Genomic DNA, 25,356 nt, shown 5'->3' with positions numbered 1-25,356 from the left:
CGTGAAGCTGGATTCGATGTACCAGGACGTCATCCTGGACCATTACAAGCACCCGCACGGGCGCGGTCTGCGGGACGGCGACGCTGAGGCGCACCATGTCAATCCGACCTGCGGTGACGAGATCACACTCCGCGTGCGGTACGACGGCTCGGTCGTGGCCGACATCAGCTACGAGGGCCAGGGCTGCTCGATCAGCCAGGCCAGCGCCTCCGTACTGAACGAGCTGCTGGTCGGCAAGGAACTGGCCGAAGCGCAGAAGATTCAGGAAACGTTCCTGGAGCTGATGCAGTCCAGGGGCAAGATCGATCCGGATGACGCGATGGAGGAGGTGCTGGAGGACGCGATCGCGTTCGCCGGCGTCTCCAAGTACCCGGCCCGGGTGAAGTGCGCACTGCTGAGCTGGATGGCGTGGAAGGACGCGACGGCCAAGGCGCTGTCCGAGCTTCCCGAAGGGAATACCGCATGAGCGAGAACGAAATGGTGACGACCAAGCCGGCCTCCGAGGAGGAGGTGCGCGAGGCGCTGTACGACGTGGTGGACCCCGAGCTGGGCATCGATGTCGTGAACCTCGGGCTGATCTACGGCATCCACATCGACGACTCCAACATCGCCACGCTCGATATGACGCTGACGTCCGCGGCCTGTCCGCTGACCGATGTCATCGAGGACCAGGCGAGGTCGGCGACGGACGGCATTGTGAATGAGCTGAAGATCAACTGGGTCTGGATGCCGCCGTGGGGCCCGGACAAGATCACGGACGACGGTCGCGAGCAGTTGCGCGCGCTGGGCTTCAACGTCTGAGCTTGCTTTGTACGAGGCAGGGCGCCACCGAATGCCGGTGGCGCCCTGCCTCGTTTCTTTGTTTCTTTGGGTGGTCAGCCCCAGGCTTTTACGAACCGGAACGTGGTGTCCGCCAGGTAGAGACGGCTGTACTCGTACGGCTCGATCCACAGCCGGAAGTTGCGGTGCCGGATGAACCGGCCGCGGTGGTTGTACGACTCCAGCCTGATGGTGTCGCCGTATCCCGCGCTCTGGGGACAGAAGGTGGCGTCCTTGTCGAACGTCACCGACCCGTCATCGGCGCCGGCCACGAGGCCGAAGGACTGGTTCCGCAGGTACCGGCCGCCGCTGACGGCGAAGGAGTGGCAGCTGGAGTCGGCGAGCCCCGCGACGAGCGTGAAGCTCGCCTCGCTCTTGGTCTTTGCGGAGCTGCCGCTGCCGATCTGGTCCAGGCGACCGCGATCGTCCACCATGCGCCAGTACCGGTCGGGGTAGTTGAGCGACTGCACGGAATGCCGCCGAGAGGCCGATGGTGCCTTGCTCGGCGCGGCGGTCGTCGGCTTGGGCGGCGGCTTACGGGCGGTTGCGGTCTGTTCGGGCACCGGGGACGGGCCGGCGACACCGGCGACGGACTCGGCCAGCCAGTCGGTGCCCGTGCCCTCCGGAGGGGTCGTCGGCGTTGCCCCGGCGGGAGACCCGGAGAAGGAGGGCTCTATCAAGTCCGCCGGCGCCGGGGCGGAGGAGTCCTTGCGCAGTTCGCGTGGCGGGGCGTCAGCCTCCTCGGGCAGCATGGCTATTACGGCCGCGCAGAGGAGGCCGACGGCCCCGGTGAGCGCGGTGAGCAGCAGAACTTGCGGTCGGTGAAGGCTCCTTCGGGCGGAAGCGCCGGGGCGCGTGTCGAGGGAGTCGTACTCTCCCAGGTCGGGCCACTCGGCGAAGAGGAGCAGGTCCGCCTGGGTGGGGCCGGGGTGTTGTGTGGCCCAACTCGGGGGTTTGGTGTGGCCGTTCTGGGCCCAGGCGGGCTTGTCCGGAACGACGGGCCGAGCGTTTTCGGCACCGTTTTTCTTCTTTGGCATGCGGAGGGTTCCTCCAGCGTCTCGCCGCTGGGCGAACGCGGATCGGGCACCGGGTGTGCGACTGGCGAAAGAGTAGTTGACGAAGTGACTGCTGAGCGGACGTTTCGCTGACCAAAAGGCCAATCCGGAGAGACGTCCTCCGCTCACGCCCGCGAGCGGCTCGCCCAAGCCCCGCAGAGTTCCACAAATCGGCCATGCGTGCCGGGCACAATGGCGGCCATGGCTTCTTCTTCCTTCTTCGCCGTTGTCATCGATGCCCACGACCTTCCGGGGCTCACCCGCTTCTGGACCCAGGTGCTGGACTGGAAGGTGATCTACGAGGCGGAAGACGAAATCAACATCGGCGCCGACGAGTTCGCCCTGCCCGGGATCACTTTCGTGCCTGTGGGCGAGCGGAAGACCCTCAAGAACAGGCTGCACATCGACCTCGCGCCCGACGACCAGGCGGCGGAGGTGGAGCGGATCATCGGGCTGGGGGCTGTGCGGGTGGATGTCGGCCAGGGGCCGGAGGCGACGTGGCAGGTACTTGCCGACCCGGAGGGCAATGAGTTCTGTGTGCTGCGCCCGAGGAAGTCGCTGCGCGACTGACGCGACCAGCCAGTACGCGAACGGTGTGGCCGGCGGCTAGTACGCGTAGCGCGCGGGCGGTACGGCGGCGGCCTCGGCGAGGGCCGGGGCCAGGTTCTCCCCGCGGATGCGCTGGTCGACGTAGAGCAGGCTGACCACCAGTTGGGGGAAGGTGGCGGCGAAGATCTGGGCGATCAACTGGCCCACCGCCATCACGATCAGCAGGCCGCCCATCGCGACCAGGACTTGCGAGGCGGTGGGGTCGGTGCCCAGGTCCGAGGCGCCGATCGAGCCGGGCACCATCCCGAGCAGATTGAGCGGCAGCTGGATGACATAGCTCGCCACGGCCGCGATGACGGCCGCGAGCAGCGAGATGCCGAAGATTCGCCACCAGTTGCCGCGCACCAGTTGTGCGGAGCGGCGCATCGCCGCGATGGGTCCCTGTCGTTCGAAGACGGCGGCTGCCGGGGCCAAGCTGAACTTCACCCAGAGCCAGACGCCCAGCGGTGTGGTCGCCAGCGAGCCGAGGAAGGCCAGCGGGGGCAGGATGAACGATCCGCTGTCCTGGGTGGCGAGCGCCACTACCAGGGCGACGCAGGCTGTCACGAACAGGACCAGCGGGATCAGGAAGGCCAGGGCGGTGAGGAACAGCGCGCCGATGACGGCCGGTACTTGGGACCAGGCCCGGCGCCAGACAGTGCCGAAGGTGACAGGCCGGCCGAGCACCGCGTCCTGAAGGATCGCCGGGCAACTGGCGTAGATCATCGCCGTCGCGAGCAACATGCTGAGCCCGGCGAGGAGCCACACGGCGATGAAAGCGATCAGCAGCGGCCGTGTGTCGTCCCAGGCGGGCGCTTGCTCGCCTGTCACGTCCATGACCCTGTCGAGGTGGTCACCGACGAGGCCGTACGCCACGGCCAGCGACACCGCGCCCACGGCGGTCGCCGCGCCGTACACGGCCACGGCTATGCCGAACAGCGGCTTCCAGTAGCGGCCCATCGTCGTGAAGGCCCCACCCAGGACATCGCCGAGGCCGAGTGGTCGTAGCGGGATCACTCCGGGCCTGGGCGCGGACGGTGGCATCCAGCCGGGCCGGCCGCCCCAGCCGGGGGGTGGGCCTGGCGGGGGCGTGTTTCCGTATGCCACTGAAGTGTCTCCCGCGCGTGGTGTGCCTGGTCAACCTGTGTCAGGTCGGACCTGTGTCAGGTCGGAGACACACGGTAGCGGCACAGCGGCGAGCCGCTCACGGAGCCCCCGCCCCCGTTGTCCCACCGCCCCGCGCCGCGCTCCTGATCTCGGCCGTGGCCTCACGCAGGGCGGGCGTGGCCAGCTCGAAGTATCGGTAGAGGACGCGTAGTTCCTCGGTGCTGAAGCGGTCGAAGACCGCGGCCATCCGGCGGTGGGCCGCGCCGAAGGCGGCCTCCTCCTGCTCCGGGGTGGGGGACACGGCCTCCACGACGACCCGGCGGCGATCGGCCGAGTAGTGGCCGCGGCGGACCCAGCCCGCCCGTTCGAGGCGGTCGACGAGCCTCGTGGTGGCGGACTGCGAGAGGCCGATGCGTTCGGCGAGCATGCCGGTGGTGAGGGGGCCCGCGAGTTCCAGGGTGCTGAGGGCGTACGCGTCGGAGGGGTTCTGCCCGAGGGCCTCGGTCGCCGACTGGCCGTACAGGGCGGCGGCGGTGAGGTGGGCGCGGTAGACGCGGTAGACGCGTTCCTGGTCGGACACTCACCGAGCTTAAGTGTGTACGCCCGTACGCAACGATGTGTACACTCGTACGCATGGGACTGGGATACGGAATGCTGGCAGCGGCCATCGCGGCGGAGGTGGCCGGGACGACGGCCATGAAGTACAGCGAGGGCTTCACCAGGCTCTGGCCTTCGTTGATCACGGTCGGGGGCTATGTGCTCGCCTTCGCGCTGCTCGCGCAGACCCTGAAGACCCTGTCGGTGGGCACGGCCTACGCGATCTGGGCGGGCGCGGGCACGGCCGCGATCGCCGCCATCGGTATGGTCTTCCTCGGTGAATCGACCAGCCTGGTCAAGTTCGCGGGTATCGCGCTCGTGATCGCAGGCGTGGTGGTGCTCAATATGGGAGGTGCCCACTGATGGTGCGGCGATACGACCCCGAGCGGCGCGATCGCATCATCGACGCGGCGATCCGGGTGGTCGGGCGCAGTGGAATCGCCGGGCTCAGCCACCGTACGGTCGCGGCCGAGGCCGATGTGCCGCTCGGCTCCACGACGTACCACTTCGCCTCCCTCGACGAGCTGCTGATCGCCGCGCTGCGCCGGACCAACGAGGGGTTCGCCGCGGCGGTACGGAACTGCAGCGCCCTCGCCGACCCGGAGGCGGACCTCGCCGGGGAACTGGCCCGGCTGATGGGGGAGTGGCTCTCGGGGGACCGCACGGGCGTAGAGCTGGAGTACGAGCTCTACCTGGCGGCCCTGCGGCGCCCCGCGCTGCGGCCGGTGGCGGCGGAGTGGTGCGAGGGGGTCGCCGAGGCGGTGGCGCGGCGGACGGATCCGGTCACCGCGCGGGCGCTGGTGGCGCTGATGGACGGGATGTGTCTGCAGGTGCTGCTGACGGACGCGAAGTACGAGGCGGAGTTCGCGCGCGAGATGATGGCGCGGATTCTCGCCTGACGGGCTCGCGCGCGCCCGGCCATCGAGACCGGTTGGCCCAGGTGGCACCCTGCCGGTTAGGTTTCTTGTCATGACTGACTCGCCCGCCAGCACCACCGCTGCCCCCCGTACGACCGGCGCCGCCGCCACCGGCCTCGCCACCCTCGCCGCCGACGGCACCGTACTCGACACCTGGTTCCCCGCCCCGGCGCTCACCGATGAGCCGGGACCGGCCGGAACCGAGCGGCTCACCGCCGAGCGGGCTGTCGAGCTCCTCGGGGCGGGCGCGGCCAAGGCCATCGGGCCCGACGCCCGCCGCGGAGTCGAGGTCGTCGCCGTCCGTACGGCCATCGCCTCGCTCGACGACAAGCCGCTGGACGCGCACGACGCGTACCTGCGCCTGCACCTGCTCTCGCACCGCCTGGTGCAGCCCCACGGCCAGAACCTGGACGGCATCTTCGGGCTGCTCGCCAACGTCGCCTGGACGTCACTGGGCCCGGTCGCCCCGGACACCATCGAGACGGTCCGGCTGAACGCGCGGGCCGAGGGTCTGCACCTGGCCGTGACGAGCGTGGACAAGTTCCCGCGTATGACGGACTACGTCGTCCCCAAGGGCGTACGCATCGCCGACGCCGACCGGGTCCGCCTCGGCGCGCACCTCGCCGCGGGAACCACGGTCATGCACGAGGGCTTCGTCAACTTCAACGCGGGCACGCTGGGCACGTCGATGGTCGAGGGGCGTATCTCCGCGGGTGTCGTGGTCGGCGACGGCTCGGACATCGGCGGCGGTGCGTCGACCATGGGCACGCTCTCGGGCGGCGGCAATGTCCGCATCGTCATCGGCGAGCGCTGCCTGATCGGCGCGGAGGCGGGCGTCGGCATCGGGCTCGGTGACGAGTGTGTGGTGGAGGCGGGTCTGTACGTCACGGCGGGCACGAGGGTCACGATGCCGGACGGCCAGATCGTCAAGGCGCGTGAGCTGTCGGGCGCGAGCAACATTCTGTTCCGCCGCAACTCGGTGACGGGCAGTGTCGAGGCCCGGCCGAACAACGCGGTGTGGGGTGGCCTGAACGACATCCTGCACAGCCACAACTGATCACTGGCGGTTGCCGCGCCCTTCCCACGGCCCCTGGCCGCCCGGGGAGGGCGCTCGGCGTGCGACCGGCAGACCCGGGACCGGCCCCGGCTACTTCAGCGCGAGGACGATGAGCCCCCCGGCGACGCCCAGGACCACGGCGAGCCCCGCCGGGAACCATCCGCCGTCCCGCCAGGGGAAGCGCGCGTCGAGAGAGAGCCGGCGCGGGCCCACCGCGGCGACGGTGAGCGCGCCGACGGCGAGGAGCATCGGGAGGACGAAGGCGGTGCCCGCCGCGGACCACAGGTCCAGTTCGGGGGCGATCGCCATGGCGTTGACCAAGACCCCGATGCAGGCCGCCGCGGCCAGCGGGGTGAGCAGCCCCACGGCCAGGCCCAGGCCGCCCACGAACTCGGAGACCCCGGCCAGGCCCGCGAAGAAGACGCCAGGGTCCCAGCCGAGCTCGGCGAACTGTTTGCCCGTCGCCTCCAGGCCGGGGCCGCCGAACCAGCCGAACAGCTTCTGGGCCCCGTGACCCGCCAGGATCAGGCCGACGGCCAGCCGGAGCACCAGCACACCGGCGTCGTTGGCGCCCACCGCGGCGGGTGCGGGAGCCGCGCCGCGGGCGGTTGAGTGACGGGCGCGACCGGTAGGGCGTTTCATGATGAGGTCACTTCCTGCGCCGATGCCGCAGGTCCCGGAGCCGCCCGAGCGTGGTGTCCGGGCGGGCCGTCGGCGCGGTCATCAGGTTGTCGGGGCGCGGCCGGTGCATTGAGCTCACCATCGATACTGCCCTCTCCGGCGGAAGTCGGCACGTTCATGCTCTGCACACGCGATCACCGTGCCGGTGGGGCGGCCTGCTGCCGCTCCCTGCGCGCGTGGGCTCCCGTTCTGCCCTCTCCTGATCATTGCTTGACATGACACTGCCCTCCAAATAGCTTTGCTTTGAAAGCAAACATTTTCCCTTGTTGGTCCCGTGCCCCGGCCGGCGTCCTCGTACAGGGACTATCGGAAGGGTGGTCCCATGACGGTGGAACCATTGGCTGGTACGACGCCCCCGCCGCAGTACAGCCCGAAGCGCTGGGCGACGCTGGCGGTCACTCTCTTCGCGGTGTTCATGGACATGGTGGACAACACTGTCCTCAATGTGGCCCTGCCCGCCGTTCAGCAGGACCTGAACGCCTCGTCCTCCCAGCTGGAATGGTCGGTGGCGGGCTACACGCTGGCCTTCGCCGCCGCGATGATCACCGGGGCCCGCCTCGGCGATCAGCTCGGACGCCGGCGGATCTACCTCATCGGCCTCGGCTGCTTCGTCGTCACCTCGGCGCTGGCGGGCGCGGCGGTCAACCCGGAGATGCTCATCGTCTCCCGGATCTTCCAGGGCGCCTCGGCCGCGCTGATGGTGCCGCAGGTCTTGGCCATGCTTCAGCTGGACTTCCCGAAGTCCGAGCGCCCGAAGGCGATGTCCCTCTACGGCATGTCACTCGCCGTGGGCGGCATCGGCGGCCCGCTGCTGGGTGGCGTCCTGCTGGAGGCCGACCTCTTCGGCCTGGGATGGCGGCCGGTCTTCTTCATCAACGTCCCCGTCGGACTGGCCGCGCTGATCGCCGCCGCCCTCCTCACCCGCGAGTCGCGCGTGGCGGCCCGGGAGAGCTTCGACATCCGCGGCACCCTGATCGCGACCGTCGGCCTGATCAGCCTGCTCTTCCCGCTCGTACAGGGGCGGGAACTGGACTGGCCCTGGTGGACCTTCGCCCTGATGATCGCCTGCCCGGTGATCCTCTGGCTGTTCGTCCGCTACGAGCACCGGGTGATCGCCCGCGGTGAGTCACCGATCATCGACCCGGCACTGCTGCGCCACCGCAGCTCGCTCGGCGGTCTGCTGGTCGCCATCCTCTTCTTCTGCGGGATGGCCTATCAGCTGGTCCTGACAGTCCACCTCCAGACGGGCGAGGGGTACTCCCCCCTGCGCACCGCGGTGGCGCTGGTCACGTTCACCGTGGGCGTGGGCATCGGCTCGGCCGTGGCCCCGCGACTGATGCCGCTCGGCCGCCGGGTGGTGCTCCTGGGCTGCGCGGTCATGGCCCTGGGCATGGGGGTCATCATCTGGACCGTCGAGCACTACTCCGGCTCGCTGGAGTGGTGGCACCTGGCGCCAGGCATGATCGTCTCCGGTATCGGCCTCGCCATGGTAGCGGGGACGCTGCTCACCATCGTGCTGGCCCAAATGCCCAAGTCCGCCTCGGGCGCCGCGTCCTCGCTGATCAACACGTCCATCCAGGTCGGAGTGGCCACCGGCGTCGCGATCGTGGGCACCGTCTACTTCACGGCGCTGGAGGACCGGCACACCCCCACCGACTCGGCGGTCGTTGGCCTGCTGACCGTCGTCGGACTGTATGTACTGGCCGGACTGCTCGCGTTCGTACTGCCGCCGGGACGGGGCGACCTGAGCGACACCGACGACGACCCCGACGCCCCTGACGCCCACGATGCGACGGCGACGACCGGCCGGGCCCAGGCCCCGGAGACGGGGCCGAGGGTGCACGCCGCGCCCTGACACTTCAGCGATCTTGCGAACCGACCTGGCCGTCGGGGGCGAAGGTGACGGGCAGGTGCTTGGGGCCGCGCAGACCGCCGGGCCTCCATCGCAGCTCGCCGGGCGGCACAGCCAGGGCGAGCCCGGGAAGGCGGCGCAGGGCGGTGCCGATGGCGATCTGGCCCTCCAGCCGGGCCAGTGGCGCCCCCAGGCAGTAGTGGATGCCGTGCCCGAACGCGAGGTGGGCGTTGTCCCGCCGGGTGACGTCCAGGCGGTCGGGGTCGGGGAACTGCGCCGGATCGCGGTCGGCGATGGCGGACGCGATCAGCACGGTCGCGCCGCGCGGGATGGTCACGCCCGCGATGGTGACGTCCTCGCGCGCGAACCGGGCGATGCCGGGGTTGACCGGTCCGTCGTAGCGGAGGATCTCCTCGATCGCGTCCGGCAGCAGCGCCGGATCGTCCCGCAGCTTCTCCAACTGGTCGGGGTGCGCGAGCAGCGCGGCGATGCCGCCGCCGATCAGGTTGACGGTGGTGATGTATCCGGCGACCAGCAGCAGGAACGCCATGGCGATCAGCTCTTCCTCGTCCAGCCGCTGCTCCTCGTCCCGGGCGGTGATCAGCCCGCTGAGCAGGTCGTCCCCTGGCCGGCCTCGCTTGGCATCGAGCAGCTTGGTCAGGTACGAGCGCATCTGCTGCCACGCCGCGTCCACCACGGCCGGGTCCGGCGGTTCCGCTCCGCGCCGGACCATGTCGTCGGTCCATCGCTGGAAGTCGTGGCGGTCCGCTACGGGTACTCCCAGCAGTTCGCTGATCACGGTGACGGGGAGAGGCAGTGCGAAGTCCTCGATGAGGTCGGCGCGGCCAACGGGCACGACCGCGTCGAGCAGCCGGTCGGTGATCGCCTGGACGCGGGGCTTCAGCTCGGCCACTCTGCGCGCGGTGAATGTCTTCGAGACCAGGCGGCGCAGGCGGGTGTGGTCGGGCGGGTCGGAACGGAGCATGTTGCGCAGCATGGATTCGCGCTCCGTCGCGGGCAGCTGCCGCAGGAGCCGGGTATCGGACGCGTCGCGGATGTCGCTGCTCAGCCGTGGGTCGGACAGGGCCGAGAGGCCGTCCTCGTACCGTGTGACCAGCCAGGCTTCCAGGCCGCCGGCGATGACGGCGCGCCGCACGGGGCCGTCCTCGCGCAGCTGCCGGTAGAGCGGGAAGGGATCCGCCACGAAGCCCGGGTCGGCGTAGGGCAAAAGGACCGGCTGCTGGCTCATCATGCCTCCCGAAGTGTGTCCATGCGGTCATATGCCCCAGTGTGATCGATCCGCGGGATTTCACCGAAGGGAGCCGGTGCGGTCACCGGAGGCCGGTTCCGGGTGTGAGTAGTTGAGGTACAGGAAATCCCGGTGAGATTGATCTTGCTGATCCCCTTACTCCGCAGAGGGTTCGACCTGGCCGGGGCTGGGGCCGGTGGTCTCCTCGTCGGTCTCCGCAGGATCGGGCCGGGGGCCGAAGGGACCGTGTTCTCCGGGCCCGGCAGCGCCGAGGACGCCGGGCCCTTCCAGCGACACGGCGGCATGGGGATCACTCGGCTTCTCCGTTCCTGGCCTGCGCGAGCAACTGGGACACCACGTCGGCCCGGCCGTCCTGAGCCTGGCGGGCCAGGTCGTCCAGCAGGCTGTCGCCGTCGAGAACCTGTCGGGTCAGGCGTTCCATCAGCTCCGGGGTCGGTGCTGATGCCTGGCCCGGTGATGCGGGCACGGACCGGGCGGCGGGCACCGACGATCTGCACGTCGTCGGACACGGCGGTCTCCTCGGCTTCAGCCAGGGCTCGGTACAGCGAGGCGACCGAGGGGTGCTTGCCCGCGTTCTTGCCGGTCTTGATGGTGAGCTTCGCCGCGATCTCTGGGACGGGGACGCCGCGGTCCTTGAGCGCGCGGGCGAAGACGAGGGAGTCGTCGTCAATGACCTTCGGCCGACCGCCGTGGTTGCCCTTGGCGGCGGCAGTCTGCTGGCCCTCCAGGGTCTTCTCCCGGATGTAATTGCGGTCGAGTTGGGCGGCGACGGCCAGGACGGCGAAGAACATGGCGCCCATGCCGTTGGGGTTGTAGACGCCGGTGAGGGGGCCGGTGAGGAGTGCGAGCTGGACGCCGGCGTCCTGGAGCTGTCCGGACAGGGTCATCAGTTCGGCGGCGTTGCGGGCGAGGCGCTTGAGCTCGTGGACGGTGAGGATGACCTCTTGGTCGGGGGCGGCCTCTCGGCTTCGCCGCCACGGCGGCCGACACCGCCTCGACGGGCGGGCCCTTGCTTCCAGGTCCGCCCCGGCCCCCGGTCCTCCGGCACCAGGACTTCCAGTTCCTCGCGGAGCGCGGGGACGAGGATGAAGCGGGCGGTGTGGTACTTCGTCGCGGTCTTCCCGCTCCTGGTGCGGCACGGACTCCCGGCCGGGGCTTCACACTTTGGACAGTCGTTTCGTTCTACCGCGATTGCGGCTTGATCGGGCGTCAGGTCCACCCCGGCCGTGTGTCAGAACCGTCTCGCGCAACGCGCCGCTTTTGAGAGGACTTCTGCGAACGGCGACCTGCGAAAACGTGACCGCCTCCGGGGCTCTCGCAGAACTCGCGCAACTGGTCATTTGTGAGAACCTGTACCGCCCGGGATGACTGGCTGCCCGAGTGTGTGCCGTGCCGGGGCGCGCAATGAGTCGGAGGGGGCGGCCTTCTGAGCGGGCACTACTCCTTCGGGGCCTTCCGCGCGGCGGTGCCCACGGCGATGCCCAAGACGATGAGCGCGATGCTGATGTAGATCTCGTAGCCGTCGGCGTACAGGTGCTTCATGAAGCCCATGAGCGGGATCCACTTGCCGAAGGCCTCGTGGACGATGCCCTGCAGGCCGCCGACGATGAACGTGAAGCTGATGAAACCAAGAGTGCCCTTCATGACCTCAACGGTAGAAATCCCAGATCAGGGCCAGTATCGGTCGTTGGTATACGGGGGCGGCGCGCTTGTAGTCCGAAAGTATCGACCTGCGATACGCAGGAACCGGGCGGCTGCACTGCCCACGTAGATTCGGCAGTATGCGCAGCCGCCGCGACTGGTTCGTCGACATCGCCTTCTTCCTCTTCGCCGTGGTCTTCTCCCTGGTCACGGCGGAATCGGTGCACCTGGACGAGGATATGTCCGGCGGCGAGCAGATCGCCGACCAGGTGACCGGCGGACTGGCCTGCGCATCGGTGTTCCTGCGGCGCCGGTGGCCGGTGCAGTTGGCCGTGGTGCTGATGCTGGCCGGGACGCACTTCCACCATCTGACCGGGGCCACGCTGGTGGCGCTGTTCACGGTTGCGGTGCACCGGGAGCGGCGGGTCACTGGCTGGGTGGCGGCGGTCGCGGTGGTGCAGTTCCTCGTGTTTCTGACGCAGGGGCCGGATGCGGAGTCCGAGGCGGCCAGTTCCGCCCTCACCTACTTTGCGCTGGTGGCGGGCGCTATCGGCTGGGGGCTGTACGTACGTTCCCGGCGGGCGCTGATCGCGTCGCTGGAGGAGCGCGCGGCCCGGGCCGCCGGCGAGGCCCGGCGGCAGGCGCGGGAGGAGATCGCCCGGGAGATGCACGACGTCCTCGCCCACCGGCTGTCGCTGCTGAGCGTGCACGCGGGGGCGCTGGAGTTCAATCCGGGCGCCCCCGCGGCGGACGTTCGGCGCGCGGCCGAGGTGATCCGCAACAGCGCGCACCAGGCACTGCAGGACCTGCGCGAGGTGATCGGCGTCCTGCGGGCGCCGACGGCGGGCCCGGACGGGACCGAAGGACGGCCGCAGCCGACGCTGGCAGACGTGGAGCGGCTGATGGCGGAGTCCCGCGAGACCGGGATAGGCGTCACGTACCACCAGGAAGCCAGGGATGCGGACGCGCTCCCTGCCGCCATGGGCCGCACCGCGTACCGCGTTGTGCAGGAGGGCCTGACAAACGCCCGCAAACACGCACCCGGCACCGAGATCACGGTCACCGTGTCAGGCCGGCCCGGAAAAGGACTGACGGTGGCCGTGACGAACCCGCTCCCGGACGGCCCTGGAACAGCGATCCCGGGTGCCGGGCAGGGACTGATCGGGCTCGGCGAACGCGCCGAACTGGCCGGCGGGCGGCTGGAGCACGGTCCTCGGGGCGGCTCGTTCCTACTGCGTGCCTGGCTGCCCTGGGACGGCGCCAAGGAGATGGACCGCTAACGTGACGGCATGACCTCGACCTCGCCTCGCTTGCGGCCCGCGCCGCAGCCCTCCCGGGCTGGTCGCGGTCCTGGACGACCCGGCCGGGGAAGGTCACCTGGCCACCGTCCACCACTCGCCCGGCGGCCCCCCCGCCGGGCACCGTCGCCGTCGAGGCGGGCCAGGCCCTGGCCGATCGCCTCGGGGTGCCGTTCCACTTCGCCTCCCCGAACGTTCCCGACGACCACGCCCCGCGCCGGCGGACGGCCTAAGGGCGGCGGCTGGCGTTGCTCGGCTGGATCTTCGAGTTAGCTACCTCTTCGAGACGATCGCGGAAGAACGCCGGATCGCAACGTACCGTCGGCAATGCTGACGATCCACGCCTTTGCCTACGAGGCAGCGGGCGCCAGTTCGCACACCAACGCAACGGCGTCATCGAGGAGGCGCGGCTCGCGCCCGCTCATCGCCGGGTCGGCCGCCCGTCTCGTTCTGGCTTCGGCGAGGTGCCCGGCGTTGGCGTTTCCGAGGGTGACCGAAGGGCCGGGATGGCTGAGCAGTGAGCTCAGCACCGCGCACGCCACTGCCGCTTGGGCCGGGGTGTCGACGGCGGCCTGCGCCAGGATCAGGGACGACATTCCCCAGTCCAGTCCGGGCGGGCCTTCCTCGGTGTTGCGCCAGTCGATCACCATGGGCCCATCCGGTGTGAGCATGACGTTGTCCGGGTGCAGGTCGAGGTGGAGGACACGGGCCAGCGGATTCTGGGGCGAGACCCGTGCGGGAATCGTGTGCAGGCGGTGCAGCAGGTGGCCGAGCACCGCCCCTGCCTCCTTGGCCGTGATCGTGCCCCCCTCCAATGCCTGCAGCATGGACGGGCCGTACAGCCGCTGTATCACCAGGTCGGTGTCCGTTGCGTCCCGTACGCGCGGTACCGGATATCCGTGCTCCGCGAGGTGGGACATCACGACTGCTTCCGCCGTGGCGTCACCGCCGTCTCGGTACCGGCGAAGGACCCACTCGTCATCGATCGCGTACGCGTCCGCGCTGCGGCCGGAGCCGATGAGCTCACCCCTCTGCATGCGGGGACCCTATCCGCGAGTCAGTTCCTCGTACGCCGCACGCAGAGCGCCGGTCGCCTCCCGGTCGGCGGCTTGCAGCGGCTCCCTCACCGGCCCGGCGTCCAGCAGAGCCTTCGCCGTCACCGTGCCCGGGAGGCCCGAGGCCATCATCAATTCGACCAGTTGGGCGAGCTGTTGGTTCAGGCGCGCCGCCTCGGTGACGCGGCCCGCGTCGTACGCGTCCAGTACTGCCCGTAGTTCCCGTGGTGCGACATTCGCGACCGTGCTGACGAAGCCCGCGCCGCCCACCGCGTACAGCGGGAGGTTCAGCTCGTCGCAGCCCGAGTAGTACGCCAGCGAAGTGCGCGTGATCAGCTTGGTCGAGGTGAGCAGGTCGTACGCGGAGTCCTTGACGGCCGCGATGCGCGGGTGCCCGGCCAGGCGCAGCAGCGTGTCCGGTTCGATGCGGGTGCCGGTGCGGGCGGGGATGTCGTACAGCATCAGGGGGATGCCCACCGCGTCCGCGACCCGGCGGAAGTGGGCCTCGACGGCGGGCTGGGGCGGGCGGCTGTAGTACGGCGTCACCACCAGCACCCCGTCCGCGCCCGCCGCTTCGGCCGCGCGCGCCAGGGTCACGGTGTGCCGGGTGTCGGCGCTGCCCACGCCCGCGACGACCGCCGCGCGGTCGCCGACCGCGTCCGCCACCGCCCGTACGAGCGCGGTCTTCTCCGTGTCCGAGGTCGTCGGTGACTCGCCGGTGGTCCCGTTCAGTACGAGACCGTCGCAGCCCGCGGCCACCAGCTGGTCCGCGAGCTTCTGGGCGGCGGGCAGGTCCAGCTCGCCGGTAGCGGTGAAGGGGGTGATCATCGCGCACAGGGCGCGGCCGAAAGGGCGGGAGGTCGTGGTCATACGGCAGTCTCGGCGCGGCGGAGCGTGAAGGTCCACTTAGATTTTCTTAAAGGGACGAGTTAGTAAGGCTGAACTGTCGGTGGAGCTCGCGGAGATCCTGCGCGAGCTCCACCGGGAAGCCGACCCGCCCGACAGCGTCTTCGGCTCCCTCGCGCAGCTGCTCACCGTCGCTGCGCACGCCGCCGAACGCATCGAGCCGGACCGCGACGGCGACGCGTCATGCCTCTGCATGAAGCCGCAGCGCTCATCACCGAGAACGACGGCCTCCGCGCCTACTGCTCCACCCGTGCTCTGGACCCGCAGGGAGAACCCACCCCATGAAGAAGCTGCACCTGGTCAACATGCTGCCCGTCGACACGACCATCCCGGATACTGGTAACCCGGGCTATCGGAAGTTGCGGAATGGCCGATCTTCCGCAGCCTGGCGCGAGCTGCTCGTGTGTACGAGTCCTGGGGCAGACGTTGGCCGGCTCGGGTTAGTTGACCTCCCCCAGGTAACCCAGCGCTTCCCGGAAGTCATCAAGCGCGGGCCTGAACTCGCAGGCGGCGATGTAGAAGGTCGATCGGTCGATCAGGGTCCTGGCCAGTGTTCGCGTTCCGTCTGCCGGGTCGTGCTGAGACAGCTGGCGGGCCAGGCCCACTCCCTCGTCGAACAGGGAACGCACTCGCTCCGCGAACAGATGGGTGCGGTGCTCCCAGTAGACGGCGGAGCGGACGGTGAGGACCCGATGCAGCCGGACCAGTTCGGCCAGATACTGGTCCGGATCCTCGGTGGCTCGCGCAGCAAGGGTGTCCACCTCGTCACGGAGGACATGACGGCTGTCGAAGTAGCGCCGCTTGGCATCGGGCGACCACTCTATGGGCGCCGCCCCCGAAGGGGGACGCGGTCCATCGGAAGCAGGCCGCTCGCCATCGGCGCCGGAGAAGGACATCAGCACCGCCCAAAACGACGCCTCATAGCTACTCCAGGATTTCCGCTCACCGGTATCGGCCCACTCCGTCAGCAAGGCGAGTGCCTCTTGCCGTACGAGGGCCGCCTGCTCGCCTCGGCCATAGGCGTCGAGCATCTGTGCATACCCGATCAGCGAGTAGAGATGACAGGCTATCGGGCCCCGGCCATTCGCGGCTTCGGCCGCTTCCATGCTGACGAGGGTCTCAAACGCGGCGAGTGCTTCGCTGGACCGGCCGGCGTCATGGAGAGCGGCGATCCACTCCAGGAGCGACCACGCGAGACCCCCGCTGGCGGGCCCATGGGGCAGGATCGCTGCGACCAACTCGGTCATGGCATCGGCAGCCTCGGCATACCGGCCTTCCTCGGAGAGGCCGGCAGCCCACTTGCTCAGTCCGGCCACGGGGGCTCCGGACAGTTCGGCCTGTGCGCGGCCAATGGCGAGCATCTCGGCGCGCATGGAGAGTCCTTCGGCGCGTCGACCCACGGCGTACAGCTCTCTCTGGCACGTGTTGAGGGCCTCGTACAGAACATCCGCACGGGCAGTTTCGGCCGTGTCGACGGCCCGCGCCACGGCCACCGCCTCCTCGCACAGCGCGAGGCTGTCCGGATGCGGCCTGCCGCGGCTGGTGTCGTAACTCAGACGCTGCAGCGCATTGGCGAGGAGCGGCAGGTACGCGGCGGGGCTGACCTGGGCGAGAACCCGGTAGGCGTCGACTTCTTCGCGCGGGGTGCGGCGTCCCGATGCGAGCAGCACATTCCGCGCCCGCACGATGTCGTCCTGATCGACTTTCCCCGAGTGTTTCATGACGGAGATTCTGGGTGCCCCGGATAGGGCCGAACAAGGCTGGTCACCTGTGCCGTTCGTCCTACGAAAACACGCTCTGACCTGTCATGATGGGTGTGACATCACCTCCCGGGGCTCCCCTCGCTGATCGTCCTGATCGGCGTGGCCGGAGCAGGCAAGAGCACCGGGGCCAGCACCTGGCCCGACACGCAGGCCCTCGAACTCGACAGGTAATCGAGCGGGCCTGGAGTACGGCTACCGGCGCGGACGGGACGCCTGTGTGGACGATCGCGTAATTCGGGTCCGTCGGAGATCTTGTGATGACACTGGTCTGAGCTGGGCATCGACCAAGTATGCAGTTCAGGGGATTTGGGGCGGCTGCTACCGCGTTTATCCGGTGTGGTCGTGGAGTCCGTCGAGCGGACGTCCAGGGTGGTCACGTTTCGTACGTCGTGCCGGACGCTCCCGGTGAGATGTCCGCGGTGCACATTGCCGTCGTGGCGGGTGCACGGCCGGTATCTGCGGCGGATGGCTGACGCTCCCCTCGGCATCACGCCGGTCGTGATCGAGCTTCTGGTCCGGCGCTTCAAATGCACCACCTACCGAGACGGGATCCCTCGATGGCCCGCATCACCTTCGCGTGGAACTCCCGTCACGCCGGATGAGCCGCATCACCGATCTCGATCTGTGTCGGTGAAGGCTTCGCCGACGAACCGGCAGTCGTAGGGCAGCACCGCCTTGTCCCCGGGTCGGCTGAAGGGCCGTTGCCCTGCAGTTTCGGCGAGGGGCCACCTAGCGAAGGCGAATCGCCGACGAGCGCGGGATCCCCGCTGCGGAGATCGACCGGGCCGCCGCCTTCCAGGACCGCTGGGGCGGCCTTGCCCTGCCGCCGGCCCCGTTCTACGAGGGCGGCCCGCGCATCCTGGACGCCGACTGTCCCGAGGGCTCGGCCGCAGAAGGCTGGTCGTTCCCGGCGGGGAGCTGCCGGGTGTCCATGGCCTACGGATTCATGATCTGCCCCGACGGCCCTGGTGCCAGGACTGCTGCTCGGTGGCGCTGCCCCGAACGGTGTTGGGCAGGCTGGTCCCCCGCTTTCGCTCCACGGCCGGCGGGGCGCATCTGGTGCGCGGTCCGGGCAGGTGGGGGCGGGTTTCCTCACGCCCTGGGGCCTCCGGTCGGGCCTGAACGGTCCGATGCCCACCACGATCGCTCCGGTCGGGGTGGGGCGGTGTCGTCCGTCGCCGGATCGGGTGTCCGAGGGCGCGTCGCCCGACCGCGATGCTCGCCGCATCGTGCCGGGACATCTCACGTCGTGGGGTGGTCAGCGGTTTCTGCCAGTGCTGCGCACCCCAGCGGCTGGTGTAGGCAGGGTCGACCGCGACGATGGCGATGTCCTGTTCGGCGGCCATGGAGACCAGCCGGGCCCTGAGTTTCGCGGTGGGGAAGCGGGAGAGCAGGCGGCGGAAGCGTTTGTTGCGGCCGTGCTTCTCCCGGCTGGTGCCGTCGGTGAAGTCGAGGTCCTCGATGGCGATCGCCGCGGCCCCGCAACGTTGGGTGTGGTGCAGCAGCCTGCTGAGCGCGTGGCGGATCTGTGCGTCGCGGTGCTGCGTGCTGCCGGTCAGGTCGTAGAAGAAGCGCTGCGGCTCTCCGACCGGGTTGCCGTGCACGTCCAGGCGCCAGGCGGCCAGGCGGCCAGGTGGTCGTCGTTCATGTCCACCCCCACCACACCCCGCACCAGCGCCGCCTGAAGCGGGAGGACGGGGGCAGCGGCGCGCTGCCAGGACGCGGTGACATACCAGCGCTCCCGCTGCACGTCGTGGTGGATGCGGTAGGCCACCGCCCGGCCGGCTGCGATCCGGTCGGCCCACTCCGCACCCCGGTGCCGGAAGGCCACGGTCGCGTCCAGCACGTACCGGCCGTGCGGGGCGTTGGCCAGATGGGCCAGCGGGGCCGGAAGCTTGATCGAAACCTGTCCGGTATCGGTGACACGAATGGTCTCGTTGCCGAACCGTTTGCCGGACTCCCCATCGGCCGCCAGGAACATCCGCTCTGCTACCCACTGCTTGCGCCACTCCTGCTCGCTCAGCCCGGCCGCCTGAAGGTGGTGACGAGCATGAGCAAGGCGTTTACCGCCGCACACCACCCGCACCCGGCCCGCCGCCCAGTCCGCCTCCACCACCGCCAACCGGTCCTTCAAAGCGTGCAGGCGACGGGACTTGGCATGCCACTCCGCCCGGCTGCCGTACCCGCGCACGAGCCCTTCGCGCTTATTGGCCCTGGCCCCCAGCGGCCGGACCAGCCTGGCCTCGATCGACGCGATCTGCCCCCGCAGCCACACCCTGTGGGCGCCCTGCCCGCGCCTCGCCAGCGCCCACTGATCATGGGTGGCCTTGGTGATACTGCCCGCCCAGCGCGCCGAGGACTTGCCCGTCAGCTCCCGCTTACGCACCGCCCACCCGGTGGCATCATGCGCCAGTCCCTGCCGGGAGCGTTCCGCGAGATCACCACAGGCCAGCGAGCCGAGGAAGACGCCGACCTCCACCAGCACCGCCGCATCCACCTGCGACACCCGCAGCCGGTCCCGGACCGACACCCCACCAGGGCCGGGGACAACGAACGATGCCGCCAACTCGCGCAGCACGCCCACCCGTTCACCCCCGTCCGGCCAAAGAACCCCGTCACCGCAGTCAACGAGCACCACCCGCAAAGGTCACCCATTCGACCCAGGAACCCGCGTTCCCCTCCCGTGACGGGGCCCGGAGCACACCGCACACAGAAGAAGACCGGCCCGTACGGCCAGACTCAAACCCGACCCAGCACTCACTCACGCTCACCAGAAGTCACTACCGCTCATTACTTCGGCAGCAGTCCACAACCCCTGCATACCAGCACAGACGGATGGGTGGAATCCCTGGCGCTCGCCGACCATGCCGGTCGCTGGGCCAAGGCCGTCACAAGGAGCGTGTCCTGATCGTCGGCCCGGTGCATGCGCAACCGGGTGATGTCGTCAAGAATGAGGACCTTGGCGCCGTGGTCGCGCAGGGAGTCGGCGACGAGCCGCCTTGCACAAGCTCTTCGGCTTTGCGGTCACCGGCGTCTGGACGTAGGCGACTGGGGCGTGCAAGTCGCGGGTTCCGGCAAGGGCGTCGGAGTTGAGGTATCCCAGCAACTCGCGCCAGCGGTCTTCGAATGTGGCGATGATCTCGCAGATGGACTCGGTCTTGCCCTGGTATCCACCTCCCGCTCAGGTGAGGTGGCCTGGGGAGCCGGCGCTGCCCTAAGGAGAGGCATAGACAGGCCCGTTGAGGCACGATGTGCCCATGATCCGAGCCGTGCGCCGCCGCCTCCCGCTTGTCCTGCTGCTGCCCCTCGCCCTGACCGCCCTGGCCGGCTGCGGCACCGAATCCGCCGGATCGTCGCCCGACCGGTCCGAACTGGAGGCGCGGGCCCGCTATATGCAGTCCGCGCTGGAGCACATCTACGTCACCGAGGCCGACGGCTACGACCTGGCCACCCAGTCCGTCGGAGTCCTGGGCGGTGACGGCTTCTCCAGCGTGTACGTCTCCAAAACCGGCGGCCAGCTACGGCTGGAGGTCGACCGCGGCACGCTGACCGAGGCCAACTGCGCCAAGTGCGAGCGCGACGGCACGCTCTGGTACAGCGCATCCGACGGCGCGCACACGTACGCGCGCGCCGAGGACGGCCATGTCGTACGGATCGGAGCCGACCAAGCGGCGGTGGACCGCGACACCCTGCGCGCCGCCGCCAAGGCCGCGCGCCCCGCCGACGACCAGGAGCTGGACGAGCTCCTGCCGGAGCAGCAGGCCCCCGCCTCGCCCGTCGAGCGCGGCGATCTCCCTCCGGAGGGCGACGGCGCGCCGAACAACGACGTGGGCGCGGGCGGCTGAGAGCTGTCCCGATCGACGGTTGACCTCAACCGCACTTCACGTTTCACGATGGTCTCCAGCGGCGCACCGCACCGGCGCGCCGCCCCGCGAGGAGGCATCGCCATGACCCTGACCGTGAACGTCCAGCCTGACGCCCGGCCCGATCTCACCCGTACCGGCGTCGGCGTCGTCAAGGTCTCCACCTGGGACGTCGCCACGCCCGAGCGGCAGCGGGCCGCCGTCGAGGCCATTTCCCGGACCTGGCAGAGCCGGGAGTGGCCCGATGCCGGACTGCTCTCGTACACGGTCCACGTCGGCGAGGACGGCCGCACCCTTCTCCACTACTCGCAGTGGCGGGACGAAGACGCCTACCAGGACTTCTTCCGCACCTTCCGGGACGATCGCAACGCGGAGATCGACGCGGCGGTGCCCGGCATCGAGCGGCTCGACCTGCGCTCGTACGAGCTCTACCGCAGCGGCACGCACCAGGCGGACGACCGGCGGGTACCGGGGTGCGTCGTCATCGTCGACGTGGAGTTCGAGGGGCCGGACGCCGCGCGCCAGCAGGCCTGGGTCGACGGCGTCTTCGAGGCGCTGGAGACCGAGCCGCACCCGCACCCGGGCGGGATTTCCGGGCATTTCCACGTCAGCGTGGACGAGACCAGGGTGCTCAACTACGCGGAGTGGGAGAGCGCCCAGGCCCATCGCGACGCGCTTGCCGCGCCCGGCGACGGCATCGGGTCACCGACTCCGCAGTGGGCGAAGGTGATGAACTTCCCCGGCGTGACCGGCGGCGGCGTCAACCGGTACACGCCCGCGCTGAGCCTCAGCGCGGGCGTGTAGCGCGAGCCGCTACGGGCGGAAGCGCAGCACCTGCGGGTCGTGGTCGCTGTTCTGGTCCGCGAACTCCGCGTTGATGTGCACGCTGTCGTACGCGAACGGACCGATCGCCGGGCTCGTCAGGATCTGGTCGAGCACCTGGCTGTTGCCCTGGAAGACGTACGAGTAACGCTCCGAACGGGGAAGCGTCTTGATCGCCGGATAGAGAGCGCCGCTATCTGTCAGCGCCATCGTCGTCTCCGAGAACTCGAAGTCGTTGATGTCCCCGAGGACCACGACATCGGCGCGGCGGTCGGCCTTGAGGATGTCCTTGACGAAGGCGTTCACCGACTGCGCCTGCTGGAGCCGCTTGACCTCGGAGGAACGATTCGGCGGCTGGTGGTGCGCGGTCAGGTTCTCGTCGCCGCCCTTCGAGCCGAAGTGGTTGGCGATCAGGAAGACCGTACGGCCGCGGAAGGTGAACTCCCCGGCCAGCGGCTTGCGGCTGTTCTCCCAGGCGGCGTTCGCCGGGTCGATCCGGCCGGGGGACAGGGTCAGCGCGGCCTCGCCCCGCTCCCGTACGACCGCCGTCGCGGTCGTCGCGTCGCCCCCCGGGCGGTCCGTGAACGAGACCCGCTCCGGGTTGAAGAGGAAGACCTGACGGATGTTGCCGCCGGGCTCGCCGCCGTCCTTGTTGTTCTCCGGGTCGACGGTGCGCCACTCGTACGCCGGGCCGCCCGCCGCCGTGATCGCGGCCGTGAACTTCTTCAGCGTCTCGCCGGCGGCCACGGTGCCGGTGTTCTTCGCACCGGTGTCGTCCTGGATCTCCTCCAGCGCGATGATGTCGGGCGAGGCGAGGTTGTTCACCACCGCGCCCGCCAGCGCGTCGAACTTCGCCTGCGGGTCGGACGGGTCGAGGTTCTCGACGTTGTACGTCGCGACCGCGAGCTCGTCGCGCCGCTGCGCGCGGGTCTTCTCCGGCTCCAGCGCCCGGCCCCGGTCGGTGACCGTGCCCAGCGTGCGGGCGACGAGCGTGTAGCCGCCGAACTGGTTGAAGTCCAGCGGGCCTTCGGTCGTCCCGGCCAGGTAGTCGCCGACGTTCGCCTTCGGGAAGGGCTGCTGGGCGATCGGGGCGAGCTGCTGGATCTGCAGCCGGCCGGTGTTCTGGGAGGTGTACGAGCCGTAGACGGTGCCGCCGCGGCGGTTGTCGTTCTCGTGCGGCTTGACCGTCACCCACAGCTCCGAGTACGGGTCGGTGGCGCCGACAATGCGGGAGGAGCCGATGCGTACGTTGCTGCCCTCCAGCGATTCGTACAGGTCAAGGGCGTACCAGCGGGGCTTCAGCGGCAGCGCGTTGATGCTGTTGGCCGCCGCGGGGTCGCCTTCGGGGGCGTATGCGTACGGCACGGACTTCGCGGAGATCGTGACGGGCGCGGGCAGCGCGTTGCCCGAGGAGACTACGGTGATCGTGGGCTTGGAGATCTGCGTGATCGACTGGTTGCCGGAGGAGGTGCCGCCGGGGATGTACTCGCCGACGAGGCCCGAGACCTTGACCGCGTCGCCCACGGCGACGGTCGGCACGGAGCTGGTGAAGACGAAGACGCCCTCGCTGGTGGCCGCGTCGCCGTCCGCCTGCGGGTCCTGGAACCAGAAGCCCCTGGAGCCGTAGGTCCGTACGCCGGTGACGATGCCGGAGACGTCGGTGACCTGCTGCCCCATCAGCGGGGATATGCGGGTGGAGCCCTGGATGTCGTGGATCCGTACCTCGGCGGTCGAGGCGGCGGAGGCGGCGGAACCGGCGAGCAGGCCCGCGGCGAGCGCGGCGGCGACGACGGCCGAGAAGGCGGCGGATCTCGGTACGGCGGAGGAAGGCATCACGGAACTCCGGAGTGAGGGTGGGGGAGCGGGCTGTGCGAAGAGTGGCCGAAAGAGTTCTACGCGCGTCAATCTCTTCTTTGGGCGGGGCAGTTGTCAAGGGTCGGCGGGTGTACGCGGACCGACGGGCGGATGAACCGGCTGCCGCGGGGCGCGGTGTCGTGGGCGAGGGCCCGCGGGGGTGGTCTGCGGGGCGGCCGGGGGTGGTCCGGGGTGGCCCGGGCGGTGCCCGCGTTTGTGCTGGGCGTACTCCCGGGGCGCGGCGAAACCCGGTGAAATGCGTCTACGCTGGGGGCTGCCCACGGGGCAGCCGTACCCCGTACGTCCGCACGCCCGAGGAGAACCACCAGATGCCCGAAGACCGCCCTACCCTGCCGCCGGTGCGGCTTCTCTCGGACGCGGAACTGGCGCGGCAGGCACTCGCAACACCGCTGCTGACGAGGGCTGTCAAGCTCGCTCGCTGGGCGGGGCCGGAGACGAGGGTCGGGGCCGGCGGGGAGTTGGTGGAAGAGCAACTGTCCGCGGCTGCCGAGGTGCTGGGACTCGGCGACGAGGACGGTGAGGGTTCCGCATACGCGAGCGAGGCGTGGCGTACGGCTGTTGACGCCGGGCTGGTGGATGTCCAGGAGCCGCAGGACGCGGGTATGGAGGACAGCGGCACGGTCACCGCGGGCGAGAGCCTCGCGCTGATCGCCTCGGGCGGGCCCCAGGACATCCTGGCGATCTGGCTGGACTCGCTGGAGGCTGTGCACGCGGATGCGACCGCTCCTGTGCTGGACGATCTGGCCGAGCTGGCGGACGCGATCGGCGAGGACGGCGAGATCGATTTCGACGCGCTGGACTGGGACCCGGACGAGGAGGCGGAGTTCCTCGACGGGGTCCTCGGGAACCTGTATCTGCTGACCGCGGTCGAGGACGGCGCGTCCGAGGAACCCGTGCCGCTGCCCGCGCTCGCCGCGTCGATGATCGTCCCCGACGACATGGGCGAGCCCACCGACGACATACTGGAGCAGGTGTCGGAGGCGATGATGCGGCTGGACGAACAGTTCCGGCTGCTGGAGCCGATCGGTCTGGTCGAATACCAGCCGGTGGACGAGGCGCTGATGGCGGAGGAGAGCGAGCTCTCCGGCGCGGAGCCCGCGGCTCCGGTCGATGAGGAGGACGTCTCCCGGTACGGGCTGGTCAAGCTCACCCCCCTCGGGCGGTACGGGATCAGGGCGCGGATGCTTCAGGCGGGCATCCACGCGCCGGCGGTCGGGGACCTGGCGGACAAGGGGGCGGACGTGCTCCTGGACGGGGTCGCGTACTTCCCCGAGCTGGCCGCGCGTGCCGAGACGGAGCAGTGGCTCGCCCGGCGCGACCCGGTCGGCGCGGCGCGCGAACTCCTCGCGGCTGCCCGCGGCACGGACAAGGGCGCACCGCTGCGCCGCCTGCACTGCCAGCAGGCGCTGGCCCTGGTGGGCCCGCAGGCGGAACCGGCGGTCCGGGAGGTCCTGGACGACGCGGAACTGGGCGGCCTGGCGAGGGTGTGGCTGGCGGAGCGGGGCGCGTCGGAGGTGCCGGTGCCGCCGGAGTCGATGATCTTCTGGCTGGCCATAGACACGATTGCCGCGCAGCTGGACGCGGAGGGGGAGCTGGAGGAGCTCCAGGACCTGGTGGAGGGCTTGGTCGGCAGGCACAGCGGCTTCTTCGACGCGGCGTGGCGGGTGGAGCATCCGGCGACGGCGGAGGTGCTGGAGGCGATGGGGAGGCTGCACCGGGAGAAGGGGGCGTCGAAGGACGCGCGCAAGGCGGCGTTCAAGGCGCGGTCACGGGCTGGTGGGTGACTGTGCCGCTCCCTGGGGCTTGCTGTAGCCGGGGCGGTGCGCCGGGGGCCCCGCGGGATGCGGGCTGAGTCCGCTTCGCGGGGCGGGGCGGGGCGGGGCGGGGGAGCCTAGGGTTCCGTTCCTCGCCCGAGGCCAAGCTGCGGCGGTGCGGGGTGCGGCGCCTGCGGCGGGCCTTTCCCCACCCCGCCCTTTCCCGTAACTGGGGGCTCCGCCCCCAGACCCCCCGGTCCTCAATCGCCGGACGGGCTCTAAAGAGCCCCGCCGGCGATTGAGGCGCTGGGGGTTCCCCCACGCCCGCCAGGGCGTAGGGGGCGGGTTCGGGGGCAGCGCCCCCGACACGGGCCCGCGCCGTAGACGTCAGGCTCGTACGGGATTCAGGACACCGAACCGCACGAGCAGCCGCACG

Annotated in this window: 23 protein-coding genes and 3 pseudogenes; 13 read left to right on the top strand and 13 right to left on the bottom strand. The window is 70.1% G+C overall.

Annotation, left to right across the window (positions count from 1 at the left end; translation table 11 throughout):
• Position 1: 1 nt before the first annotated feature.
• Complete coding sequence (sufU, locus tag ACIHCQ_RS14430) at positions 2-466, top strand: Fe-S cluster assembly sulfur transfer protein SufU (protein ID WP_399661717.1); 465 nt, start codon at positions 2-4, stop codon at positions 464-466.
• Positions 463-801 (top strand): metal-sulfur cluster assembly factor, encoded by a 339-nt coding sequence (locus ACIHCQ_RS14425; protein ID WP_399661715.1) that lies wholly within the window; start codon positions 463-465, stop codon positions 799-801. Before sufU ends, ACIHCQ_RS14425 begins: the two co-directional genes overlap by 4 nt.
• Positions 802-875: 74 nt before the next feature.
• On the opposite strand, the gene ACIHCQ_RS14420 is transcribed toward ACIHCQ_RS14425, so the two are convergent.
• Positions 876-1,856 carry an AbfB domain-containing protein gene (locus ACIHCQ_RS14420; RefSeq protein WP_399661713.1) on the bottom strand — a complete coding sequence of 327 codons (981 nt, stop codon included), beginning with the start codon at positions 1,854-1,856 and terminating at the stop codon, positions 876-878.
• A 219-nt stretch (positions 1,857-2,075) separates the two neighbouring features.
• Here ACIHCQ_RS14420 and ACIHCQ_RS14415 point away from each other — a divergent pair, with 219 nt between their 5' ends.
• Positions 2,076-2,444, top strand: coding sequence for a VOC family protein (locus ACIHCQ_RS14415; protein WP_399661711.1), 369 nt, complete (start codon positions 2,076-2,078; stop codon positions 2,442-2,444).
• Between the two features lie 36 nt (positions 2,445-2,480).
• Here ACIHCQ_RS14415 and ACIHCQ_RS14410 read toward each other — a convergent pair whose 3' ends face one another.
• Together ACIHCQ_RS14410 and ACIHCQ_RS14405 are read right to left on the bottom strand one after the other, a co-directional pair.
• A complete protein-coding gene (locus ACIHCQ_RS14410) occupies positions 2,481-3,569 on the bottom strand; it encodes a hypothetical protein (RefSeq protein ID WP_399661709.1) in 1,089 nt (362 codons plus the stop codon).
• 97 nt (positions 3,570-3,666) lie between these two features.
• Positions 3,667-4,149 carry a MarR family transcriptional regulator gene (locus tag ACIHCQ_RS14405; protein ID WP_399661707.1) on the bottom strand — a complete coding sequence of 161 codons (483 nt, stop codon included), beginning with the start codon at positions 4,147-4,149 and terminating at the stop codon, positions 3,667-3,669.
• A 53-nt stretch (positions 4,150-4,202) separates the two neighbouring features.
• On the opposite strand from ACIHCQ_RS14405, the gene ACIHCQ_RS14400 reads away from it, so the two are divergent.
• The 3 genes from ACIHCQ_RS14400 to dapD all read left to right on the top strand — a co-directional run bounded on the left by ACIHCQ_RS14400 (position 4,203) and on the right by dapD (position 6,140).
• Positions 4,203-4,529, top strand: coding sequence for a DMT family transporter (locus ACIHCQ_RS14400; protein ID WP_399661706.1), 327 nt, complete (start codon positions 4,203-4,205; stop codon positions 4,527-4,529).
• Positions 4,529-5,065 (top strand): TetR/AcrR family transcriptional regulator, encoded by a 537-nt coding sequence (locus ACIHCQ_RS14395; RefSeq protein ID WP_399661704.1) that lies wholly within the window; start codon positions 4,529-4,531, stop codon positions 5,063-5,065. The genes ACIHCQ_RS14400 and ACIHCQ_RS14395 overlap by 1 nt, the downstream gene beginning before the upstream one ends.
• A gap of 70 nt (positions 5,066-5,135) precedes the next feature.
• Positions 5,136-6,140, top strand: coding sequence for a 2,3,4,5-tetrahydropyridine-2,6-dicarboxylate N-succinyltransferase (dapD, locus tag ACIHCQ_RS14390; RefSeq protein WP_399661702.1), 1,005 nt, complete (start codon positions 5,136-5,138; stop codon positions 6,138-6,140).
• Between the two features lie 90 nt (positions 6,141-6,230).
• On the opposite strand, the gene ACIHCQ_RS14385 is transcribed toward dapD, so the two are convergent.
• A complete protein-coding gene (locus tag ACIHCQ_RS14385) occupies positions 6,231-6,782 on the bottom strand; it encodes a DoxX family protein (protein WP_399661700.1) in 552 nt (183 codons plus the stop codon).
• Between the two features lie 361 nt (positions 6,783-7,143).
• On the opposite strand from ACIHCQ_RS14385, the gene ACIHCQ_RS14380 reads away from it, so the two are divergent.
• The gene (locus ACIHCQ_RS14380) at positions 7,144-8,676 is read left to right on the top strand and encodes an MFS transporter (RefSeq protein ID WP_399661698.1); all 1,533 of its coding nucleotides are present in this window, start codon (positions 7,144-7,146) and stop codon (positions 8,674-8,676) included.
• Positions 8,677-8,680: 4 nt separating this feature from the next.
• On the opposite strand, the gene ACIHCQ_RS14375 is transcribed toward ACIHCQ_RS14380, so the two are convergent.
• The 4 genes and pseudogenes from ACIHCQ_RS14375 to ACIHCQ_RS14360 form a co-directional block, all read right to left on the bottom strand.
• The gene (locus ACIHCQ_RS14375) at positions 8,681-9,922 is read right to left on the bottom strand and encodes a cytochrome P450 (protein ID WP_399661696.1); all 1,242 of its coding nucleotides are present in this window, start codon (positions 9,920-9,922) and stop codon (positions 8,681-8,683) included.
• A 310-nt stretch (positions 9,923-10,232) separates the two neighbouring features.
• On the bottom strand, positions 10,233-10,364 hold the full coding sequence (locus ACIHCQ_RS14370) for a hypothetical protein (RefSeq protein WP_399662062.1): 132 nt from the start codon (positions 10,362-10,364) through the stop codon (positions 10,233-10,235).
• A gap of 331 nt (positions 10,365-10,695) precedes the next feature.
• A pseudogene (locus ACIHCQ_RS14365) lies at positions 10,696-11,082 on the bottom strand (recombinase family protein); the annotation flags it as partial.
• A 298-nt stretch (positions 11,083-11,380) separates the two neighbouring features.
• Positions 11,381-11,587 (bottom strand): hypothetical protein, encoded by a 207-nt coding sequence (locus ACIHCQ_RS14360; RefSeq protein WP_399661694.1) that lies wholly within the window; start codon positions 11,585-11,587, stop codon positions 11,381-11,383.
• Positions 11,588-11,724: 137 nt separating this feature from the next.
• Between ACIHCQ_RS14360 and ACIHCQ_RS14355 the strand changes: the two genes are divergently transcribed.
• Entirely contained in the window at positions 11,725-12,864 is a 1,140-nt protein-coding gene (locus ACIHCQ_RS14355) for a sensor histidine kinase (protein WP_399661692.1), read from the top strand.
• Between the two features lie 368 nt (positions 12,865-13,232).
• On the opposite strand, the gene ACIHCQ_RS14350 is transcribed toward ACIHCQ_RS14355, so the two are convergent.
• The 3 genes from ACIHCQ_RS14350 to ACIHCQ_RS14340 form a co-directional block, all read right to left on the bottom strand.
• On the bottom strand, positions 13,233-13,919 hold the full coding sequence (locus ACIHCQ_RS14350) for a phosphotransferase (protein WP_399661690.1): 687 nt from the start codon (positions 13,917-13,919) through the stop codon (positions 13,233-13,235).
• 9 nt (positions 13,920-13,928) lie between these two features.
• Positions 13,929-14,807, bottom strand: a complete 879-nt coding sequence (gene dapA / locus ACIHCQ_RS14345) for a 4-hydroxy-tetrahydrodipicolinate synthase (protein ID WP_399661688.1) — start codon at positions 14,805-14,807, stop codon at positions 13,929-13,931.
• 476 nt (positions 14,808-15,283) lie between these two features.
• The gene (locus tag ACIHCQ_RS14340) at positions 15,284-16,513 is read right to left on the bottom strand and encodes a hypothetical protein (RefSeq protein WP_399661686.1); all 1,230 of its coding nucleotides are present in this window, start codon (positions 16,511-16,513) and stop codon (positions 15,284-15,286) included.
• Positions 16,514-16,942: 429 nt separating this feature from the next.
• On the opposite strand from ACIHCQ_RS14340, the gene ACIHCQ_RS14335 reads away from it, so the two are divergent.
• Both ACIHCQ_RS14335 and ACIHCQ_RS14330 read left to right on the top strand, forming a co-directional pair.
• On the top strand, positions 16,943-17,269 hold the full coding sequence (locus ACIHCQ_RS14335) for a transposase family protein (protein ID WP_399662027.1): 327 nt from the start codon (positions 16,943-16,945) through the stop codon (positions 17,267-17,269).
• Positions 17,270-17,348: 79 nt separating this feature from the next.
• Positions 17,349-17,574, top strand: a pseudogene (locus tag ACIHCQ_RS14330) (hypothetical protein); the annotation flags it as partial.
• On the opposite strand, the pseudogene ACIHCQ_RS14325 reads toward ACIHCQ_RS14330, so the two are convergent.
• Positions 17,551-19,190, bottom strand: a pseudogene (locus ACIHCQ_RS14325) (IS200/IS605 family accessory protein TnpB-related protein). The pseudogenes ACIHCQ_RS14330 and ACIHCQ_RS14325 sit on opposite strands and share 24 nt — an antisense overlap.
• 673 nt (positions 19,191-19,863) lie before the next feature.
• Here ACIHCQ_RS14325 and ACIHCQ_RS14320 point away from each other — a divergent pair.
• Together ACIHCQ_RS14320 and ACIHCQ_RS14315 are read left to right on the top strand one after the other, a co-directional pair.
• Positions 19,864-20,451 (top strand): hypothetical protein, encoded by a 588-nt coding sequence (locus ACIHCQ_RS14320; RefSeq protein WP_399661685.1) that lies wholly within the window; start codon positions 19,864-19,866, stop codon positions 20,449-20,451.
• Positions 20,452-20,553: 102 nt separating this feature from the next.
• Positions 20,554-21,273: an antibiotic biosynthesis monooxygenase gene (locus tag ACIHCQ_RS14315; RefSeq protein WP_399661682.1), complete on the top strand. Its 720-nt coding sequence runs from the start codon at positions 20,554-20,556 to the stop codon at positions 21,271-21,273.
• A gap of 9 nt (positions 21,274-21,282) precedes the next feature.
• Here ACIHCQ_RS14315 and ACIHCQ_RS14310 read toward each other — a convergent pair whose 3' ends face one another.
• A complete protein-coding gene (locus ACIHCQ_RS14310) occupies positions 21,283-23,124 on the bottom strand; it encodes an endonuclease/exonuclease/phosphatase family protein (RefSeq protein WP_399661680.1) in 1,842 nt (613 codons plus the stop codon).
• A gap of 350 nt (positions 23,125-23,474) precedes the next feature.
• On the opposite strand from ACIHCQ_RS14310, the gene ACIHCQ_RS14305 reads away from it, so the two are divergent.
• Positions 23,475-24,950, top strand: a complete 1,476-nt coding sequence (locus ACIHCQ_RS14305) for a hypothetical protein (protein WP_399661678.1) — start codon at positions 23,475-23,477, stop codon at positions 24,948-24,950.
• The last annotated feature ends 406 nt before the right edge of the window (positions 24,951-25,356 follow it).

The sequence above is a fragment of the Streptomyces sp. NPDC052236 genome, assembly GCF_044548015.1.
In the GTDB taxonomy this organism is placed as follows: domain Bacteria; phylum Actinomycetota; class Actinomycetes; order Streptomycetales; family Streptomycetaceae; genus Streptomyces.
Note: the sequence above shows the minus strand (reverse complement) of the source record. Positions and strands in the feature narration are given on the sequence as shown.